Annotated in this window: 15 protein-coding genes; 5 read left to right on the top strand and 10 right to left on the bottom strand. The window is 71.4% G+C overall.

Annotation, left to right across the window (positions count from 1 at the left end; translation table 11 throughout):
• Positions 1 to 220: 220 nt before the first annotated feature.
• Positions 221 to 1,345 (top strand): C45 family autoproteolytic acyltransferase/hydolase, encoded by a 1,125-nt coding sequence (locus JJI54_RS16100; protein WP_203074041.1) that lies wholly within the window; start codon positions 221 to 223, stop codon positions 1,343 to 1,345.
• Positions 1,346 to 1,351: 6 nt separating this feature from the next.
• Here JJI54_RS16100 and JJI54_RS16095 read toward each other — a convergent pair whose 3' ends face one another.
• Genes JJI54_RS16095 through JJI54_RS16085 form a run of 3 tightly spaced genes read right to left on the bottom strand, consistent with a single transcriptional unit; the run spans position 1,352 to position 4,790 of the window.
• Positions 1,352 to 2,671: an aminotransferase class III-fold pyridoxal phosphate-dependent enzyme gene (locus JJI54_RS16095; protein WP_203074040.1), complete on the bottom strand. Its 1,320-nt coding sequence runs from the start codon at positions 2,669 to 2,671 to the stop codon at positions 1,352 to 1,354.
• Positions 2,668 to 3,939, bottom strand: a complete 1,272-nt coding sequence (locus JJI54_RS16090; protein WP_203074039.1) for an NAD(P)/FAD-dependent oxidoreductase — start codon at positions 3,937 to 3,939, stop codon at positions 2,668 to 2,670. The genes JJI54_RS16095 and JJI54_RS16090 overlap by 4 nt, the downstream gene beginning before the upstream one ends.
• Positions 3,936 to 4,790: a GntR family transcriptional regulator gene (locus tag JJI54_RS16085; RefSeq protein ID WP_226381846.1), complete on the bottom strand. Its 855-nt coding sequence runs from the start codon at positions 4,788 to 4,790 to the stop codon at positions 3,936 to 3,938. Before JJI54_RS16085 ends, JJI54_RS16090 begins: the two co-directional genes overlap by 4 nt.
• A gap of 77 nt (positions 4,791 to 4,867) precedes the next feature.
• Between JJI54_RS16085 and JJI54_RS16080 the strand changes: the two genes are divergently transcribed.
• The 4 genes from JJI54_RS16080 to JJI54_RS16065 are packed head-to-tail and all read left to right on the top strand — an operon-like array spanning position 4,868 to position 9,762.
• Positions 4,868 to 6,427, top strand: a complete 1,560-nt coding sequence (locus JJI54_RS16080) for an ABC transporter substrate-binding protein (RefSeq protein ID WP_203074037.1) — start codon at positions 4,868 to 4,870, stop codon at positions 6,425 to 6,427.
• Position 6,428: 1 nt separating this feature from the next.
• Positions 6,429 to 7,373: an ABC transporter permease gene (locus JJI54_RS16075; RefSeq protein ID WP_203074036.1), complete on the top strand. Its 945-nt coding sequence runs from the start codon at positions 6,429 to 6,431 to the stop codon at positions 7,371 to 7,373.
• Positions 7,373 to 8,182: an ABC transporter permease gene (locus JJI54_RS16070; protein ID WP_203074035.1), complete on the top strand. Its 810-nt coding sequence runs from the start codon at positions 7,373 to 7,375 to the stop codon at positions 8,180 to 8,182. Before JJI54_RS16075 ends, JJI54_RS16070 begins: the two co-directional genes overlap by 1 nt.
• Positions 8,179 to 9,762, top strand: a complete 1,584-nt coding sequence (locus JJI54_RS16065) for an ABC transporter ATP-binding protein (protein ID WP_203074034.1) — start codon at positions 8,179 to 8,181, stop codon at positions 9,760 to 9,762. The genes JJI54_RS16070 and JJI54_RS16065 overlap by 4 nt, the downstream gene beginning before the upstream one ends.
• On the opposite strand, the gene JJI54_RS16060 is transcribed toward JJI54_RS16065, so the two are convergent.
• The 7 genes from JJI54_RS16060 to JJI54_RS16030 form a co-directional block, all read right to left on the bottom strand.
• Positions 9,752 to 10,819: an ABC transporter ATP-binding protein gene (locus JJI54_RS16060; protein ID WP_203074033.1), complete on the bottom strand. Its 1,068-nt coding sequence runs from the start codon at positions 10,817 to 10,819 to the stop codon at positions 9,752 to 9,754. The genes JJI54_RS16065 and JJI54_RS16060 overlap by 11 nt on opposite strands.
• Positions 10,816 to 13,017 (bottom strand): ABC transporter permease, encoded by a 2,202-nt coding sequence (locus JJI54_RS16055; RefSeq protein ID WP_203074032.1) that lies wholly within the window; start codon positions 13,015 to 13,017, stop codon positions 10,816 to 10,818. The genes JJI54_RS16060 and JJI54_RS16055 overlap by 4 nt, the downstream gene beginning before the upstream one ends.
• Complete coding sequence (locus JJI54_RS16050) at positions 13,014 to 14,033, bottom strand: ABC transporter substrate-binding protein (RefSeq protein WP_203074031.1); 1,020 nt, start codon at positions 14,031 to 14,033, stop codon at positions 13,014 to 13,016. The genes JJI54_RS16055 and JJI54_RS16050 overlap by 4 nt, the downstream gene beginning before the upstream one ends.
• Positions 14,030 to 15,049 carry an ABC transporter substrate-binding protein gene (locus JJI54_RS16045; RefSeq protein WP_226381823.1) on the bottom strand — a complete coding sequence of 340 codons (1,020 nt, stop codon included), beginning with the start codon at positions 15,047 to 15,049 and terminating at the stop codon, positions 14,030 to 14,032. The genes JJI54_RS16050 and JJI54_RS16045 overlap by 4 nt, the downstream gene beginning before the upstream one ends.
• A 37-nt stretch (positions 15,050 to 15,086) precedes the next feature.
• Complete coding sequence (locus tag JJI54_RS16040; protein WP_203074030.1) at positions 15,087 to 16,118, bottom strand: ABC transporter substrate-binding protein; 1,032 nt, start codon at positions 16,116 to 16,118, stop codon at positions 15,087 to 15,089.
• A gap of 207 nt (positions 16,119 to 16,325) precedes the next feature.
• On the bottom strand, positions 16,326 to 17,294 hold the full coding sequence (locus JJI54_RS16035) for a Bug family tripartite tricarboxylate transporter substrate binding protein (protein WP_203074029.1): 969 nt from the start codon (positions 17,292 to 17,294) through the stop codon (positions 16,326 to 16,328).
• A gap of 62 nt (positions 17,295 to 17,356) precedes the next feature.
• Positions 17,357 to 18,328 (bottom strand): Bug family tripartite tricarboxylate transporter substrate binding protein, encoded by a 972-nt coding sequence (locus JJI54_RS16030; RefSeq protein ID WP_203074028.1) that lies wholly within the window; start codon positions 18,326 to 18,328, stop codon positions 17,357 to 17,359.
• Between the last annotated feature and the right edge of the window lie 91 nt (positions 18,329 to 18,419).

Here is an 18,419-nt window from a genome sequence, read left to right as displayed (position 1 = left end):
CCCTCGTGAACCACGCGGCTGCGCCGCTGGACCGAGGAATTCACGATCGATGCGGACGAATCAATACCATTCCCGTAGGAAAAAAGGACATTCCCTGGCGGCCCCTGGCGGCGATACATCGATGCTCGGCCAGGGCTTTCCCGCGCATTCGGCTTTCCCCGCTTGCGGCCGGGGCGGCGACGCGCAAGATGCCCGGTACTTTCTTCGCACGGAGAACCTGATGGACGCGGCCGCCCCCTTCCCCCTCTACGAGCTGTCGGGTGCGCCGGAGGCCAGGGGCGAATCCTATGGCCGCCAGGCGGCCCTCCGTGTCCGACGCAGCATCGGCCACTACCACGCGCAGCTCACGGGCGGCGGGCTGGATGCCGCGCGCATCCATCGCCTGGCCAGGGCCTTCGCCGGCCGGGTCGAGGCCTTCGATCCGGCTTACGTCGCGGAGATGCGCGGCATCGCCCGCGGCGCCGACGTGGCCTTCGAGGATGTGATGCTGCTGAACTGCCGGACGGAGATCCTGCAGCTGGCGAAGCGCGGCCTGCCCGAGGCGGATCCCGACGGCTGCACCGGCGCCATCGTCACGCCCGCGGCCAGCGCGGATGGCACGCTGCTGCACGGCCAGAACTGGGACTGGAAGAGCGAATGTGCGGAGACCGGCGTGGTGCTGCGCATCCGCCGGGACGATGGCCCGGACATCCTGACCTTCGTCGAGGCCGGCGGCCTGGCCCGCGCGGGGCTCAACGCCGCGGGCATCGCCATCACCGCCAACTACCTGGAATCCGATCGCGACTACCGGCAGGAGGGCGTGCCCCTGTCCCTGCTGCGGCGGAAGGTGCTGGAGCAGGAGCAGGTGGCGCTGGCCGTGCGCGCCATCTACGCCACGCCGAAATCGGCCTCGAACAACGTCATGCTCAGCCATGCGTCGGGCTGGGCGATGGATATCGAATGCGCGCCGGATGAGAGCTTCCTGCTGCATCCCACGGATGGGCTGCTGGTGCATGCCAATCACTGGCAGTCGCCGGTGGCGCTTTCCAAGCTGAAGGACACCGGCATCCAGACCACGCCGGACAGCACCTATCGCGACCAGCGCGTGCTGGCGGCGCTGCGCGCCAAGGCCGGCGCGATCACGCTGGATGACCTGCGCACCGCCTTCTTCGACGATTGGCAATCGCCCTGGGCCGTCTGCCGCCCGCCGCGGATGAGCCTCGGCGGCAACCTCTCCGCCACCGTGGCCATGATCCTGATGAAGCCGGCGGAGGGGCACATGGAGATCGCGCCCCTGCCCGCGCTGAACCGCGTCTTCACGACCTACAGCCTGAAGCCGCAGGGGCTGGCGAAGGCGGCGGAGTAGTCCGCGCTACGCGATGGCGCGCAGCGCCCGCGCCATCGCCTCCACCGTCTGCGCCACCTGCGCCTCCGTCACCACCAGCGGCGGGGACAGGACCATGGTGTCGCCGGCCGCGCGGACCAGCACGCCATCGGCGAAGCAGGCATCCGCCACCGCCGCGCCCCGCGCACCGGGCGCGCCCGCGCGGGGCTCCAGCTCCACCGCCGCCAGCAGCCCGCAATGGCGCACATCGATGACATGCGGCGCGCCCTGCAACCCCAGCAGCGCCTGCGCGAAGGGCTGCGCGATCGCGGCGGAGGCCTCGAACATCCCCTCCTGCTGATAGGCATCCAGCGCCGCCATCCCCGCCGCGCAGGCGAGCGGATGGGCGGAGTAGGTGTAGCCATGCATGAGTTCGGGCGCGCCGGCGGGCCCCTGCATGTAGGCGTCGAAGACACGGCTGTTCACCAGCGTGGCGCCCATCGGCACCGCGCCATTGGTCAGGCCCTTCGCCATCGTCATGATGTCCGGCCAGACGCCCAGCGCCTCCGCCGCCGTGCAGGCGCCGAGGCGGCCGAAGCCGGTGATGACCTCGTCGAAGATCAGCAGGATGCCGTGCCTGTCGCAGCGCGCGCGCAGCGCCTCCAGATAGCCGATCGGCGGCGGATAGACGCCGCCCGACCCCGTCACGGGCTCCACGATGATGGCCGCGACGGTGGAGGGATCCTGCACCGCCAGGATGTCGTCCAGCCCCGCCAGCCAGTGGTCGCCGGCGGCGGGGCGGTCCCGCAGGAAGCGCTGCGCGGGGTCATGCGGCAGGGGCATGTGGAAGACATCGGCCAGCAGCGGCCCGAAATCGCGCTTGTGCCGCGCGATGCCGCCGACGCTGAGGCCGCCGAAGCCGACGCCGTGATAGGACTTCGCCCGCCCGATGAACTTCGTCCGCGCCGCATCGCCGCGGGCGCGGTGATAGCCGCGCGCGATCTTCAGCGCGGTGTCCACCGCCTCCGACCCCGAATTGCTGAAGAAGGCGCGCGCCATGCCCGGCACCGCGTCCAGCAGGCGGCGGGCGAAGGCGAAGGCGCCGGGATGCGACATGCGGAAGGAGGAGACGAAGTCGAGCCTGCCCGCGGCCTCCCGGATCGCCGCCGTGATGCGCGGATGGGCGTGCCCCGCATTCACGCACCAGAGGCCCGCCATCATGTCCAGCACATGATGACCCTCGGGCGTGATGTAGTGCATGCCCTCCGCCCGATCGAAGATCATCGGCGCGTCGAGGAAACCGCGCATGGCGGTGAAGGGCAGCCAGACGCCGTCTTCCAGCAGGGGCGTGTTCGGCAGGTGGTTCATGCGGTCCTCGCGCGATCCAGCGCATCCCGCGCCCGGAAGTAGAGCGATCCGGCGGCGGCATAGACGCTGCGGAAGGGGTGCAGCGGAATGGGGCGAAGGGGCGTGACGGGCGGCAGCGCGAGGTCCTCGGGCGCCGCGCCCGCCAGCAGGTCCGCCAAGGCGGGCCCGCTGGCGGTGCACCAGGCGACTCCCTTGCCGTTGTCCTGCATCACGGCGAATACGCCCTCCGCCAGGCGGAACAGCCGCGGCAGTCGGTCCGGCGTGATGCCGACGCGCCCGCCCCAGTAGAATTCCGGCGTCGTCCCCGGCAGCGCGGGATAGAGCCTGGCCCGCATGCGCTCCGGCACGGTGAAGGAACGCGGGCCGCGCGGCGCGCGCAGCGTGCCCTTGCCCCCCACCACCAGCCGCCCCGCCGCATCCCGCCGCCAGTAGCGCAGCACGCGCCTTGTATCCGAGACCACCTGCCCGCCCGGCAGCACGCCCGCCCCGGCCTTCGTCGCCGTCTGGAAGGACCATACCGCCATGATGGTGTGGGACAGGCCGGGCCAGAGCCGCCCGGGCGCCGCATTCGTCGCCAGCAGCACGCGCCGCGCCCGCAGCGAACCCGCCGCCGTCTCCAGCCGCCAGCCCGCGCCATCGGGACGGATCGACGTGACGCGCGACGGCGCATGCACCCGCGCGCCCGCCGCCATCGCCGCCCGCGCCAGCCCGCGCGCCAGCGACAGCGGCTGCACGCTGCCGCCCCGCTCATCGATCCAGCCGCCGAGGTAGCCGGCGGCGCCGGTCATGGCGCGCACCTCCTCCGCCCCCAGCATCCGGACCGGCGCGCCCCATGCCGCCCAGGCGCGGCAGCGCTGGCGGCATTCCTCCAGCGCCACGGGGTTGTCAGCCACCTGCAGCCAGCCCGCGCGCGTCGCCTCGCAATCGATGGCGAGCCGCGCGATCAGGGTGAAGAGCGCATCCGTATCCACGGCGCCCGCCTGATGCAGCCGCCGGCCGAGCGCGTCGCCGTAGTCCTTCACCAGATCCGGCACGAAATGCTTGAGGCCCGGGATCACCTGCCCGCCATTGGCGCCGGACGCGCCGGCCCCCGGCGCCTCCGCCTCCAGCACCGTCACCGCCACGCCGCGCTCCGCCAGCGCCAGCGCGGTGGACAGGCCGGTATAGCCGGCGCCGATGATCGCGACCTCGGTCTCCGCCACGCCCTCCAGCGGCAGCAGGGGCACGGGGGGCGTCGCGGTTTCCTGCCAGAGGGAACGCTGCCTCATGGGCCCGCGCAGCGCAGATGGTCTTCCAGCAGCGTCGCGGCCCGGCCGTTGTCGCCGGCTTCCAGCGCATCCAGCACCGCCAGGTGTTCGCGGCAGCTGTCATGCGCGCGTTTGTCGCCGAAGCGCCAATCGGCATTCACCAGCGCGCGCAGGCGGTTCTGCGCCTCCACCGCATCGGCAAAGAAGCGGTTGCCGCTGCCCTGCGCCAGGCCGAGGTGGAAGGCCGCATTCATCTCGAACAGCCGCACCGCCTCCACATCCCGCCAGGGGCGCGCCAGCACCGCCTGATGCGCTTCCCGCATCGTCCGGGCGAAATTCGGGTCCAGCGCATAGCCGGGCTGGCGCAGCGCCGCGGGTTCCACCACCAGGCGGAAGCGCATGGCCTGCATCCGCTCCTCCTCCCCCGCCAGGGTAGCCGCGAAATGCCAGCCCTGGGCCGGGTTGCGCGCCACCACGCCAAGCGCCGAGAGCTTCATCAGGGCGCGGGAGACCAGGCCACGCGGCTGGCCGAATTCCCGCATCAGATCGGCTTCCCGGACGATGTCGGCCAGGCGCCGCTCCTCCCGCGCCCGGGCGATGGCGCCGACCAGCGCATCGACGGGATCGCGCGCCTCCACCGGCGGCAGGTCGCGCGACGGATCGGCCAGCACCATCAGGCGGCCGCGCCGCTGCGTGATGCCCGCAGCCTCCAGCAGCCGCAGCGCCGCCCGCACCGGGGTGCGGGAGACGGCCAGCCGCCCGGCCAGCACCGCTTCCACCACGGGGCTGCCCGGGGGCGTTCCCTCGGCCAGCCAGAGCTGCCGCGCCGCGCGGGCCAGGTCGTGATGGAGCGGTGAGAAGGTCGTTGTCATCGTCACGCTTGAACCTACCGCCATTTTGGTATTTCGTGCAAATGAAGAACCGAAACCGGCTGGGAGAGGGTACATCCATGACGTTCCGCACCGCCCTGGCGGCGCTGGCCACCGCCTGCGCGCTGGCAGCCCCCGCCCCCGTGCTGGCGCAGGCGCCGGACCTGCTGCGCATTCGCCTGAACGCCGATATCCGCTCCACCGACCCCGGCGTGAACCGGGACGCCAACACGGATGGCATTGCCTGGCACGTCGTGGAAGGCCTGGTCGCGCTGCGGGACGACGCCACGGTGGCGCCGATGCTGGCGGAGCGTGTCGAGGTCTCGCCGGATGGCCTGACCTATACCTTCCCGCTGCGCGCCGGCGTGCGCTTCCACAACGGCCAGCCACTGACCTCGGCCGACGTCGCCTTCGCCATGCAGCGCTACATGCGGCGGGAGACGAACTGGCGCTGCCGGCCGGACCTCGATTCCGCCGCCACGCGCCTGGCGGCGGTGGAAACGCCGGATGAGCGCACGGTGGTCATGCGCCTCGAGAAACCCTCCGCGCTGTTCCTGACCATCCTGGCGCGGCCGGATTGCGGCCAGGCCGGCATCTGGCACCGGGACAGCCTGAATGCCGATGGCAGCTGGCGCGCACCGGTCGGCACCGGCCCCTTCCGCCTCGGCGAATGGCGGCGCGGGCAATTCGTGGAGCTGACGCGCTTCGCCGACTACGCGGCCCTGCCGGGGGAGCCCACGGGCCTGGCCGGCAACAAGACCCCGATGGTGGAGCGCGTGCGCTTCACCATCATCCCCGACGAAGCCGCGGCGCGCGCCGCGCTGATCGCGGGCAACATCGACATCCTGCCCGATGCGCGGTCGCGGGACCTGGCGGAGCTGCGCGCCCGCCCCGGCTTCAGCGTGCATTCCGCCCCGTCCATGGACCTGCAGGCCGTGCTGATGCAGACGCGCGATCCGCTGCTGCAGGATGTGCGCATGCGCCGCGCCATCGCGCTGGCGATCGACGTGCCGGAACTGGTCCGCGCGGTCAGCGAGGGTGCGTCGCGCCCCAACCGGTCCCCCATCCCGCCGGCCTCCGCCTTCAACACGCCCGCCATGCTGGAGGTGCCGGCGCGTGACCTGGCGCATTCGCGACGCCTGGCGCAGGAAGCGGGCTATCGCGGCCAGAAGCTCCGCATCATCACCACGCGGCGGTGGGAAGCCTTCTACGAGATCGCGGTCGTCGTCCAGGACATGCTGAAGGAAGCCGGGATCGAGAGCGAGCTGGAGGTGCTGGAATGGGCGACCCAGCTGGATCGCTACAACCGCGGCGACTACCAGATGATGGCCTTCGGCTTCTCCGCCCGCCTCGACCCGTCGCTCTCCTTCGAGATGTTCACCGGCCCCAAGGCCACGCAGCCCCGCAAGGCCTGGGACAACCCGGCGGTGCAGGCGATGCTGGAACAGAGCATGGCGGAAGGCGATCCCGCCCGCCGGCGCGCGCTGTTCGAGGCGATGCAGGCGCGGCTGATGGAGGAGGTGCCGATCGTCGCGCTCTATTCCTCCACCACCAACGGCGTCACGCCGCGCCATGTGCAGGGCTATCGCTCCTGGGCCGTGGATTCGCCCCGCGCCTGGGGCGTGCGGATCGTTCGCTGAGGTGGCGCTCTATGTCCTGAAGCGCCTGCTGGCGGCGCTGCCGACCCTGCTGCTGGTCGCCGCCAGCGTCTTCTTCCTGATGCGCCTCATCCCCGGCGATCCCGCGCTGCTCATCCTGGGCGATGCGGCGACGCCGGAGGCCGTCGCGGACCTTCGCGCCAGCATGGGCCTGGACCGCACGCTGCCAGTGCAGTTCGGCCTCTGGCTGTCGCAGCTGCTGGCCGGCGACCTCGGCCTGTCGATCACCTCCGGGGAGGCCGTGGGCCCGCTGATCCTGGACCGCTTCGGCGTCACCGCCGCCATCGTGCTGGCCGCCGTCGCCATCGCGGTGCTGGTGGCCGTGCCGGCAGGCATGCTGGCGGCCTGGAAGCAGGGCAGCTGGGGCGACATCGCGGCGGTGTCGCTGGCGACGCTGCTGCTCTCCATCCCCTCCTTCTGGCTCGGCCTCATCATGCTGCTGGTCTTCGGGCTCAAGCTCGGCTGGGTGCCCGTCGTCGGCTACGTCACCTTCGCGGAAGACCCTGTCGCCGCGCTGCACTACATCATCCTGCCCATCGCAACGCTGGCGCTGATCGAGACCGGGGTGCTGATCCGCATGGCCCGCGCCTCCACCATCGAGGTGCTGCGCCTCGACTACATCGCCCATGCCCGCGCCAAGGGCGTGCCCGAACACCGCGTGCTGCTGCGCCACGCCTTCCCCAACGCCTTCGCACCGACGCTGACGCTGGTGGGGCTGGTGCTCGGCAACCTGCTCGGCGGCATCGCCGTCATCGAGACGGTCTTCACCCTGCCCGGCCTCGGCCGGCTGCTGGTGGAGGCGATCTTCGCCCGCGACTATCCCGTCATCCAGGGCGTCATGCTGTTCATCGCGCTGGTCTATGTCAGCGTGAACCTGGTGGTGGACCTGCTCTACCCCGTCTTCGATCCGCGCGTGGCGGCCGAGTGATGCGGCTGCGCCTGAACCTGGTGATCGGCGGCACGCTGATGGGCGCGGTGGTCGCGCTGGGCGCGGTGGCGCTGGCCTGGACGCCGCATGACCCCGTGCGCACGAACCTCCGCCGCCGCCTGCGGCCACCCTCGCCGGACTATTGGCTGGGCACGGATGAATTCGGGCGCGACGTGGCGTCGCGGCTGATGGCGGGGGCCGTCACCAGCCTTGGCGTCGCGGCGGCGACGGTGCTGGTGGCGCTGGCGCTGGGCCTGGCCATCGGCCTTGCCAGCGGTTTCCTGCGCGGCTGGGTGGACCGCGTGCTGGGCGCCGTCAACGACACGCTGCTGGCCTTCCCGGGCATCCTGCTGGCGCTCGGGCTGCTGGCCGTCATCGGGCCATCCCGCAGCGGCATCGTGCTGGCGCTCGGCCTCGCCTATGCGCCGACCGTCGCGCGCGTGGTGCGCGGCAGCGTGCTCTCGATCCGGGAGCGGGAATTCGTCGAGGCCTCCCGCGCGCTGGGCAATTCGGAGACCTACACGCTGCTGCGCCATGTGCTGCCGCATACCGCGGCGCCGGTCACGGTGCTGGCCACCTCGCTCTTCGGCTGGGTGATCCTGTCGGAAAGCGCGCTGTCCTTCCTCGGGCTCGGCGTGCCGCCACCCGCCGCCACCTGGGGCAACATGCTGGCCGCCGCCCGCCCCTTCATGCAGGAGGCACCGCTGCTTTCCATCGCCCCCGGCGCGCTGATCGCCACCTGCCTGCTGGGCGCCAACCAGCTGGGCGACGCGCTGCGCGACCTGCTGGACCCGAGGGACGGCGCATGAGCGTGCTGGAGGTCGCGGGCCTTCGCATCGCCGCCAGCGCGCGGGAGGTCGTGCGCGATCTCTCCTTCACCGTCGCGGAGGGCGAGACACTCGCGCTGGTCGGCGAAAGCGGATCGGGCAAGAGCGCCACGGCGCGCGCCGTGATCGGCCTGCTGCCGCCGGGGCTGCGCCAATCCGGCGGCCGCATCGCCTTTACCGGCCAGGACCTCTCCGCGCTGTCACCGGCAAAGCTGCGCGCGCTGCGCGGCCCCGGCATGGGCATGGTGTTCCAGGAACCCATGACCTCGCTGAACCCCGCCCAGCGCATCGGCGCGCAGATGGCGGAGGGGCTGGCGCTGCACACGGGATTGTCCGCGCCCGAGCGACGCCGGGCCTGCATCGCGATGCTGGAGCGTGTGGGCATCAGCGATCCCGAGCGCCGGCTGCAGGCCTTCCCGCATGAATTCTCGGGCGGCATGCGCCAGCGAATCATGCTGGCTTCCGTCATGCTGCTGCGGCCGCGGCTGCTGATCGCGGATGAACCGACGACGGCGCTGGATACGCTGACCCAGGCGGAGGTGCTTTCGCTGATGAAGGAGCTGGCGCGGGAACAGGGCAGCGCCGTGCTTCTCATCACCCATGACCTCGGCCTCGTCTCCCGCCATGCCGACCGCGCGCTGGTCATGCAGGCTGGCCAGGCGGTGGAGGAAGGCCCCGCCGCGCCGCTGCTGGCCGCGCCGCGCCAGCCCTATACCCAGGCGCTGGTCGCCGCCCTGCCCCGCCGCGGCCCGTCGCGCGCCCTGCCGCCGGCCGCGCCGCTGATCGAGGCGCGGGAGCTGTCGGTGGCCTATCCCGGCCGCGGCGGATGGTTCACGCGCGCGGCGCCGATGCAGGCGGTGCGAGGGGTTTCGCTGAGCATCCATCCCGGGGAGGTGGTGGCGCTGGTCGGCGGCTCAGGCTCCGGCAAGACGACGCTCGGCCGCGCCATGCTGCGCCTGCTGCCCGTGAGCGGCGGCGCGTTGCTGTTCCGGGGGGAGGAGGTGACGGCACGGACGGGGGCCGGGTTGCTCGACTTCCGCCTCGCCTGCCAGATCGTCTTCCAGGACCCCTATTCGTCGCTCGACCCGCGCATGCGCGTGCGCGACATCGTGGCGGAACCGCTGCGCCTGCCCGCGGGCATGCCCGTGCCGGAGCGTCATCGCCGCGCGGAGGCGATGCTGGCGGAAGTCGGGCTCGGCGGCCTTGGCGACCGCTACCCGCATGCGCTCTCCGGCGGCCAGCGACAGCGCGTCGCCATCGCGCGCGCGCTGGTCCGCAACCCCGCCTTCGTCGTGGCGGATGAGGCCGTGAGCGCGCTGGATGCGACGGTGCGCAAGCAGGTGATCGCGCTGCTGCGCGACCAGCAGCGCAAGCGCGGCTTCGCCTGCCTCTTCGTGACCCATGACCTCGGCGTGGTGGAGGAGATCGCGGACCGGATCGTCGTCATGCAGTCCGGCCGCATCGTGGAGGAAGGCGCGCGCGACCAGGTGCTGGACGCGCCCGCCCATGCCTATACGCGGGCGCTGCTGGAGGCGTCGCTGCGCCTGCCCGCTACGGCTTGACGAGGACGACCCCCTCGGGGTCCAGCGCCAGCATGACGTTCTCGCCCGGCGCGCGGCGCTTCAGCCGGTCCGCGCCCACGGCGAACAGTTCGCCCGCCGCGGTCGCGAAGTGATATTCGGTGTGCGATCCCATATAGGTCGCACGCGCCACCTTGGCCGGCAGGCCCACGGGCGAATTGCTGATGCGGATCGCCTCCGGCCGGATGACGATATCGACCGGCCCGGGGGTGGTGCCGCGATGCGGCAGGGTCAGCACCGCCTCGTCCAGCTTCACGGTCGCCATGGCGCCGTCGATGCTCTCCACCACGCCGCGCACATGGTTCGCCTCCCCCATGAAGGTGGCGACGAAGACATTGCCGGGCTGGGTGTAGAGTTCCTCCGGCGTGCCGGCCTGCGCGATCTCCGCATTGCGCATCACGACGATCTTGTCGGAGACGGCCAGCGCCTCCGCCTGGTCATGCGTCACATAGACCACGGTCAGGCCGAGCCGCTGCTGCAGCGCGCGGATCTCCTCCCGCATGCTCCGCCGCAGCCGCGCATCGAGGTTCGACAGCGGCTCGTCGAACAGCAGCACCTCCGGCTCCAGCACCAGCGCCCGCGCCACCGCCACGCGCTGCTGCTGCCCGCCCGACATCTCGCTGGGCAGGCGCCCGCCGAAGCCCTTGAGGCCCACCGTCTCCAGCGCCGCTTCCGCCTTCGCATGCGCGTCGCGCTTGCGTATGCCGGAGGAGACGAGGCCATAGGCGACGTTGTCCAGCACGCTCATATGCGGGAAGAGCGCGTAGGACTGGAAGACCATGGAGACGTTGCGCTCGCCCGCCGGCAGCAGCGTCACGTCCTTGCCGCCGATGAACAGGCGCCCATCCGTCGCCTGTTCCAGCCCCGCGATCATGCGCAGCAGCGTCGTCTTCCCGCAGCCCGAGGGGCCGAGCAGCGTGACCAGCGTGCCGCCCTCGATCACCAGGTCCAGCGGCTTCACCGCCGTCACCTGCCCGTAGCGCTTGCCGATGCCGGCCAGGCGCACCTCCGCGCCGCTGAGCTTCAGGGGCAGGGTCATGCGGCGGCTCCGGCAGGCTGGGCGCTTCGGCGGCCGAGGCGGCGGCGGCCGACGACGAGGTTGATCAGGCCGATCGCCGTCATCATCAGCACGATCAGCACGGCGCAATAGGCGATGGCGAGGCCGTAATCGCCGTTGATGACGCGGTTGATGATGAAGACCGTCGCCATCTCGTATTCCGCGGAGACGAGGAAGATGACGGCGGAGACGGTCGTCATGGCGCGGACGAAGGAATAGACCAGCGCCGTGACGATGGCGGGCTTCAGCAGCGGCAGCACCACCGTCGTCAGCGCCCGGAAGGTGGAGGCGCGCAGCGTGATCGCGGCCTCATCCAGCGACTTGTCGAGCTGGCTCATCGCCGCGACGCCGGACCGCACGCCGACCGGCAGGTTGCGGAAGACGAAGCAGGCGACGAGGATGAAGGCCGTGCCGGTGATCTCCAGCGGCGGGATGTTGTAGGTCAGGATATAGGCGACGCCGATGACGGTGCCGGGCACCGCGAAGGTCAGCATCAGCGCGAATTCCAGCGCCGTGCGGCCCGCGAAGCGCTGGCGCGTCAGCACCCAGGCCGCCAGCAGCCCGATGCCCGCCGTGATGGGCGCCGCGACGGCGGCCAGCTGGATCGTCGTCGCCAGCGAATGCCAGGCGCCGCCGCTGAACAGCATCCGCCCATCCGCCGCCCATTCGATGGCGAAGGCGCGCTGGAAATGGCTGAGCGTGAAGGTCCAGTCCCGCCCCCAGACGCGCACGAAGGCGCCGGCCATCGCCATGGTGTAGACGGTGATGGTCAGGATGGCCCAGGGGATGGCGATGGCGAAGGCCACGATCTTCACGGGCCGCGGCAGCACCTGCTGCAAGCCGCCATCGCCCTTGCCGGTGACGGAGACATAGGACCGCCGCCCGACCACCGCCCGCTGCAGCATGAAGGCCAGCAGCCCCACCACCAGCATGATGGCCGCCAGCACCGCCGCGCGGCCGAAATCCTGCTGCGCGCCGACCACGGCGAAGAAGATTTCCGTGGACAGCACGCCGAAGGAGCCGCCGAGCACGATCGGATTGCCGAAATCGGCCAGGCTCTCGACGAAGACGACCAGCCAGGCATTGGCGAGGCCCGGCACCATCAGCGGCAGCGTCACCGCCCGGAAGGTCCGCATCTTCGATGCCCGCAGGGTCTGCGACGCTTCCTCCATGGTGGGGGAGATGCCCTCCACCACCCCGATCAGCACCAGGAAGGCGGTGGGGGTGAAGGAGAAGACCTGGGCGAGGAAGACGCCGTCGAAGCCATAGATCCAGCGGCCAAGCTCGACGCCGAAGACCGCCTGCACGATCTGGTTCACCACGCCCGAGCGCCCGAAGATCAGGATCAGGCCGAGGCCGATGACGAAGGGCGGCGTGATGATGGGCAGCACCGTCAGCAGCCGCATCGCCCGCTTGGCCGGGAAGGCCGTGCGCGTGACGATGAGGGCGAAGCACAGGCCGAGGATCGTCGCCGCCGTCGCGGTGCTGGTCGCCAGCACCAGCGTGTTCCAGAAGACGCCGCAATTGACGCGGCCGCCGACGCAGCCCAGGCCCCAGATCTTGTTGTCGAACAACCGGTCGGCCATGGAGGCCGCGACCGACATGTCGCCGCGCGGCGCGAACATCTGGCTCATCATCGTCAGCACCGGCCAGGCGGTGAAGATGATGATGGAGGCGACGAGAAGCCCGACCGCGCCGGAGACGAAGCGATCCCCCTTGAACAGCCCGCGCAGCGCGAGCCCATCCGTCAGCATCACCAGGCAGCCGATGAAGGCCATGCAGGCGCCGAGGCCAAAGCCGAATTGCCGGTCGCCCAGCTCCCCGAAACTCGCTTCCAGCCAGGGGAAGGACCAGCCCTGCACGCCGATGGCGAGCCCCTGCGCCACGATGGCCGCGAGCCCGAGCCCGCCGCCCCAGAGCAGGAAGGTGGAGCGCGCCCGCGCGCTGCCCGCGGGCAGCGCCCCCGGCAGCGCGACCGCCAGCAGCACCACCACGGGCCAGAACCACCAGCGGCCATGCGCCAGGGCCTGCCACAGCGCGGAAGACGCCTCCGCATCCTCCTGCCCCAGCGCCATCAGCCCCGGGATCGTCAGGCCATCCTGCTGCATGTGCCAGGGCACCAGCGCGGTGCCGATGGCGGCGATCAGCCAGAAGAACAGGGAGGAGCCGGTGAACCTCATCGCGGCAGCGCGCCGACTTCGCGGTCCCAGCGCGCCAGCAGGCGGCGGCGCTCGGCACTCGCGCCGAAGCGGGCATTGTCGTAGTCGATGATCCGGGCCGTCGCCATGTTCGGCGCGCCATCGGTCAGCGGCACGTTGCGGTTCGCCATGGTCTGCAGCTTCCGCGCCTCGCCGCTCGCCGCGATCTGCGCCTCCGCGCTCAATGCCCAATGGTAGAAGCGCTGGGCATTCGCCAGGTTGCGGGCGCCGCGGATGATGGACATGGAGCCGATCTCATAGCCCGTGCCCTCGCAGGGCACGGCATGGCCGACGGGGAAGCCCGCCGCCGCTTCCTCCGCCGCGTTGTGGACGAAGGAGATGGAAAGCGCCGTCTCGCCGCGCGCCACCGCCGTGATGGGCGCGGTGCCGCTGCGGGGATAGGCGTTGATGCTGCCGTGCAGCCGCTTCAGGTAGTCGAAGGCCGGCTCCTCCCCCATCATCTGCACCAGCGTCGCGATGACGATGTAGGCGGTGCCGGAGGAGTTGGGATTGGCCATCTGGATCTCCCCGCGATAGGCGGGATTCAGCAGATCGGCCCAGCAGCGCGGCGCGGGCAGGTTGCGACGCGCCACCAGTTCCGTGTTGAAGCCGAAGCCGAGCACGCTGGCATAGACGCCGACGGTGCGGCCCTCGGTCTGGCGCCACTGCGCCTGCGCCCAGTCATGCAGCTCCGCGATGCGCGGGCTCTCATGGGCGACGGTGAGGCCTTCCTCCCCGGCCGCGACATGCGGGTCGCCGGTGCCGCCCCACCAGACGTCGCCGCGCGGGTTGCGCGCTTCCGCGCGCAGCTGCGCCAGCATCTCGCCGGTCGATTTCTGGTTCAGCACCACGCGCACGCCCGTCTCGCGCTCGAACCCGCGCGCGATCGGCGTGCACCATTCGATGGTGGCGGAGCAATAGAGGTTCAGCGAGCCCTGCGCCGCCGCCGGCAGCGCGGGCAGCAGGAGGATCGCGGTGCAGCCGAGCGCGGCCCTCATCGCGGCAGGGACCCGATCTCGCGGTCCCAACGCGCCAGGATGCGGCGGCGCACCTCCCCCTGGCCATAGGCGGCGAAATCGTAGTTGATCAGGTTGACGCGCGAGAGGTCGGCGATCCGGGAATCCGGCGCGGCATCGCGATGCGCGGGGGTGTGGAACTGGTTCACCGTCGTCGCGATGTTCTGCGCCGCGGGGGTCAGGTACCAGTCATAGAAGCGCCGCGCCTGCGCCAGGTTGCGCGCGCCGCGGATGATGGACATGCAGGCCACCTCGTAGCTCGTGCCCTCCGTCGGGAAGACCAGCTCGATCGGGAAGCCCGCCTGCTGCATGGAGGTGACTTCCATGTTGAAGCTCACCGCCAGCGCCGTCTCCCCGCGCGACACGGCCTGCATCGGCGCCGCACCGGAACGGGTATAGGCGTTCACATTCGCATGCAGGCGCCTCAGGTAGTCGAAGGCGCGATCCTCGTCCCACAGCTGCACCAGCCCTGCGATGATGGTGTAGGCGGTGCCGGAGGAGTTGGGGTTGGGCAGCTGGATCTCGCCGCGATAAGCGGGGTTCAGCAGGTCCGCCCAGCTGGAGGGCAGCGGCAGGTTCTTCCGCGCCATCAGCTCCCGGTTCCATGCAAGACCAATCGCCCCGGAAGAAACGCCGACGCAGCGTTCGCCCGACATCGCATGCACGCGCTGCGCCCAGGGGTGCAGCCCCGCCATGTTGGGGGAGGTGTAGGGCTGCAGCAAATTGGCCTCGGCCGCCGAGATATGCGTCTCCGCCGAGGCGCCGAACCAGATGTCGGTGCGCGGGTTCTGCGCCTCCGCCCGGATCTGCGCCAGGATCTCGCCGGCCGATTTCCGCGCCATGGCGACGCGGATGCCCGTGTCCCGCTGGAAGCGCGCCGCGATCGCCTCGCACCAATCCGCGGCCGGCGCGCAGAGCATGTTGAGGCTGCCCTGCGCCATGGCGGGCGTGGACAGCGCAAGCACGGCGCCGGTGGCGGCGATCAGGCGAAGGGACATGGGCAGGGTTCCGTCGGGCTCGGGGGATGCGGTGGGATCAGCGCGGCAGGGAGCCGACCTCGCGGTCCCAGCGCTCGATCAGGCGCCGGCGCTCCGCGGCGCGGCCATACTTCGCGAAATCGTATTCGATCAGCCGGATCTGCCCGAGGTCCGGCGCATTGGGCGGCAGCGGCGCGCTGCGGTTGGAGGGCTGCTGCAGCTGGCCGCCGGCCTCGAATCCCAGCCGCTGCGCGGGCTCCGTCAGTGCCCAGTCATAGAAGCGCCGCGCCTGCGCCAGGTTGCGGGCGCCACGGATAATGGACATGGAGCCGATCTCGTAGCCCGTGCCCTCGCAGGGGGTGTTGTAGGCCACGGGGAAGCCGGCGTTCCGCTCCGTCACCGCGTCATGCACGAAGCTGAGCGAGACGCCCGTCTCCCCCCGCGCCACGGCCTTGATCGGGCCGGTGCCGCTGCGGGCGTAGCTGTTCACGTTGGGATGCAGGCGGCGCATGTAGTCGAAGGCCTGGTCCTCACCCATCAGCTGCACCAGCGTCGCGATGATGACATAGGCGGTGCCGGAGGAGTTGGGGTTCGCCACCTGGATCTCGCCGCGGAAGCGCGGGTCCACCAGGTCCGCCCAGCAGGTCGGCGGCGCGATGTTCTTCCGTGCCAGCAGCTCGCTGTTGAAGCCGAAGCCCACCGCGCCGGCATAAACGCCGATGGCGCGGCGGCCGGACTGGTTCCACTGAGTCAGCGCCCAGGGATGGAGCGCGGCGTTGTTCGGGCTTTCATAGGCCTGGCTGAGATTCTCCTCCGCCGCGGCCAGATGCGGGTCGCCCGTGCCGCCGAACCACACGTCGCCACGAGGATTCTGCGCTTCCGCGCGGATGGCGGCGAGGCTCTCGCCCGATCCGCGCTGCGTCATGTTCACGCGGATGCCGGTGTCGCGGGTGAAGTTCGTCGCGATGGCCTGGCACCACTCGATCTGGACGGAGCAGTAGAGGTTCAGCGATCCCTGCGCCGAGGCAGGGGCGGCGAAGCCCAGCGGCGCGGCAAGCGCGATGGCCGGGATCAGCAGGCGGCGTTGCATGGTTCTTGTTCCTTGTCCCCGTGTGATGCCGCGGGCGTAGCAGAACAGCCCCCGTCGCCCCGCGCTCCTGCCATCCCATTGCAACAAAACTGTCATACGCGCAAGTTTGCTGCGCGCAGGGAAAACCCGCCGCCCCTCCCGGGACGGCGGGTTGTGGATCCTGTCATGTCCTCAATCGCCGGGCGGTGGCTGCCCGTCAGATATCGTTCAGTCCGCCTGGATGTTGTTCCGGCGGATCACCTCGCCCCACTTCTCGTTCTCGCGCCGGATGAAGGCGCCGAACTCCTCCGGGCTGTTGCCGCCCGGGATGGCGCCCTGCGCGTCCAGCAGGCGGATCACCTCCGGGTCCTGCAGCGCCCCGATCGCCGCCCGGCGCAGCGCGGCCAGCGGCCCGGCCGGCGTGCGGGCGGAGGCGACGAGCCCGTGCCAGTTGCTGGCATCCACCGACGGCAGCCCGACCTCCGTCATGGTCGGCACATCCGGCAGCCAGGACAGGCGCCGGGGAGTGCCGACGGCCAGCGCGCGGAGCGACCCCGCCTGGATCTGCGGCAGCAGGACCGGCAGGTCCGCGAAGCCGAGCTGCACCTCATTCCGCAGGATCGCCGTCGCCAGCTGGCCGCCGCTGTTGTAGCTGATGTGGACGATGTCGATGCCCGCCGCGGCGCGCAGCTGTTCCGCCGCCAGGTGCGGCATGCTGCCATTGCCGGTGGAGCCGAAATTCAGCGACCCCGGCCGCGCCTTCGCCCCGGCCACCAGTTCCTGCAGGGTCCGGAAGGGCGAGACCGCCGGCACCACCACCGGTTCCGGCACCAGCACGCCGAGCGTGATCGGCACCAGATCCCGCAGCGGGTCATAGGGCGTGCCCCGGCCGAGATTGGGGGAGATGGCGAGCGCGCCGGCGCTGCCGATGGCGAAGGTGTAGCCATCCGGCGCCGCCTTGGCGGCCACATCCACGCCGGTGACGCCGCCCGCCCCCACCCGGTTCTCCACCACCACGGGCTGGCCGAGCGTCGCCGCCATGCGCGGCGCCATGATGCGGGCCACGATGTCGGAAGGGCCGCCGGCCGCGAAGGGCACGATGTAGCGGATGGCGCGGTTCGGGTAGGCTTCCTGCGCCGTGGCGGGCAGGGCCAGCGCGGCGCCCAGCAGGGCGGCCAGCAGCATGCGCTTCTTCATCGACGTCCTCCTTGGTGTTGCGCCGCTTGTCGCGCCGGGGCGCCCCCCTGTCCAGGCCGCCGCTATTCCGGCCGGATTCCCGCCTTTTCCGCCGCCGCCCGGGACCGTTGCAGATCCTCCGCGATCAGCGCGGCGAAGCCCGCCGGCGTCGCCAGCGTGGCGGAGGCCACCTCACCCCCCATCGCCACCATGCGGGCCCGGAAATCCTCCTCCCCCACGATGGCGGCCATGGCGGCGGAGAGCGCCTGCATGGCCTCCGCCGGAATGCCGGCGGGGGCGAGAAGCCCGACATAGGAGGCCGCGAGGAAGCCCGGCACGCCTTCCTCGATCATCGTCGGCACCTCCGGCAGCGCCGAGAGCCGGGTGGCGGCGGCGATGGCCAGGATGCGTCCCTGTCCCGCGCGGTGCAGCGGCAGAGCCGTCGAGAATTCCGTGAACAGCAGGGGAATGTTGCCCGCGATGAAGTCCGGCACCGCCGCGCCGCCGCCGCGATAGGGCACGTGCAGCAGCCGCGCGCCACTGGCCGTGGCGAAGGCTTCCATGGAGAGATGCGTGGCGCTGGCCACGCCCGCCGTGCCGATGCCGAGGCCATCCGCCCGCGCGCGGGATGCCGCCACCAGCTCCGCCAGCCGCCGCTGCGGCGCGGCCGCCTGCACCACCAGGCAATGCGGCACCTGCATCGCCATGCCGATCGGCGCGAAGTCCCGCGCCACGTCATAGGGCAGCCGCGCCTGCACCACCGGGTTCACGCTGAGCGGCCCGTTGGAGCCGATCAGCAGCGTGTAGCCATCGGGCGTCGATCGCGCGACGGTCTGCGCGCCCAGGCTGCCGCCGGCGCCCGCGCGGTTCTCCACCACCACGGGCTGGCCCAGCCGGTCCTGCAACCTGGGTTGCAGCAGCCGCGCGACCACATCGGCATTGCCGCCCGGCGCGAAGGGCACCACCACGCGGATGGGCCGGTCCGGGAAGGCGGCGAAGGCGGGCTTCGCGGCCAGCAGCGCGGCGGCGGCCAGCAGGGTGCGGCGGCTCGTCATGGGGTTTCCTCCAGTTCGTTGCGCCCAGAATGGCAGCGGGGTTCACGCCTGCAAAGGCGGCGGTTACGCTCGGGGCCGGGCAGGGCCAAGG

The organism is Falsiroseomonas ponticola, from assembly GCF_016805305.1.
Lineage (GTDB): Bacteria > Pseudomonadota > Alphaproteobacteria > Acetobacterales > Acetobacteraceae > Falsiroseomonas > Falsiroseomonas ponticola.
Note: the sequence above shows the minus strand (reverse complement) of the source record. Positions and strands in the feature narration are given on the sequence as shown.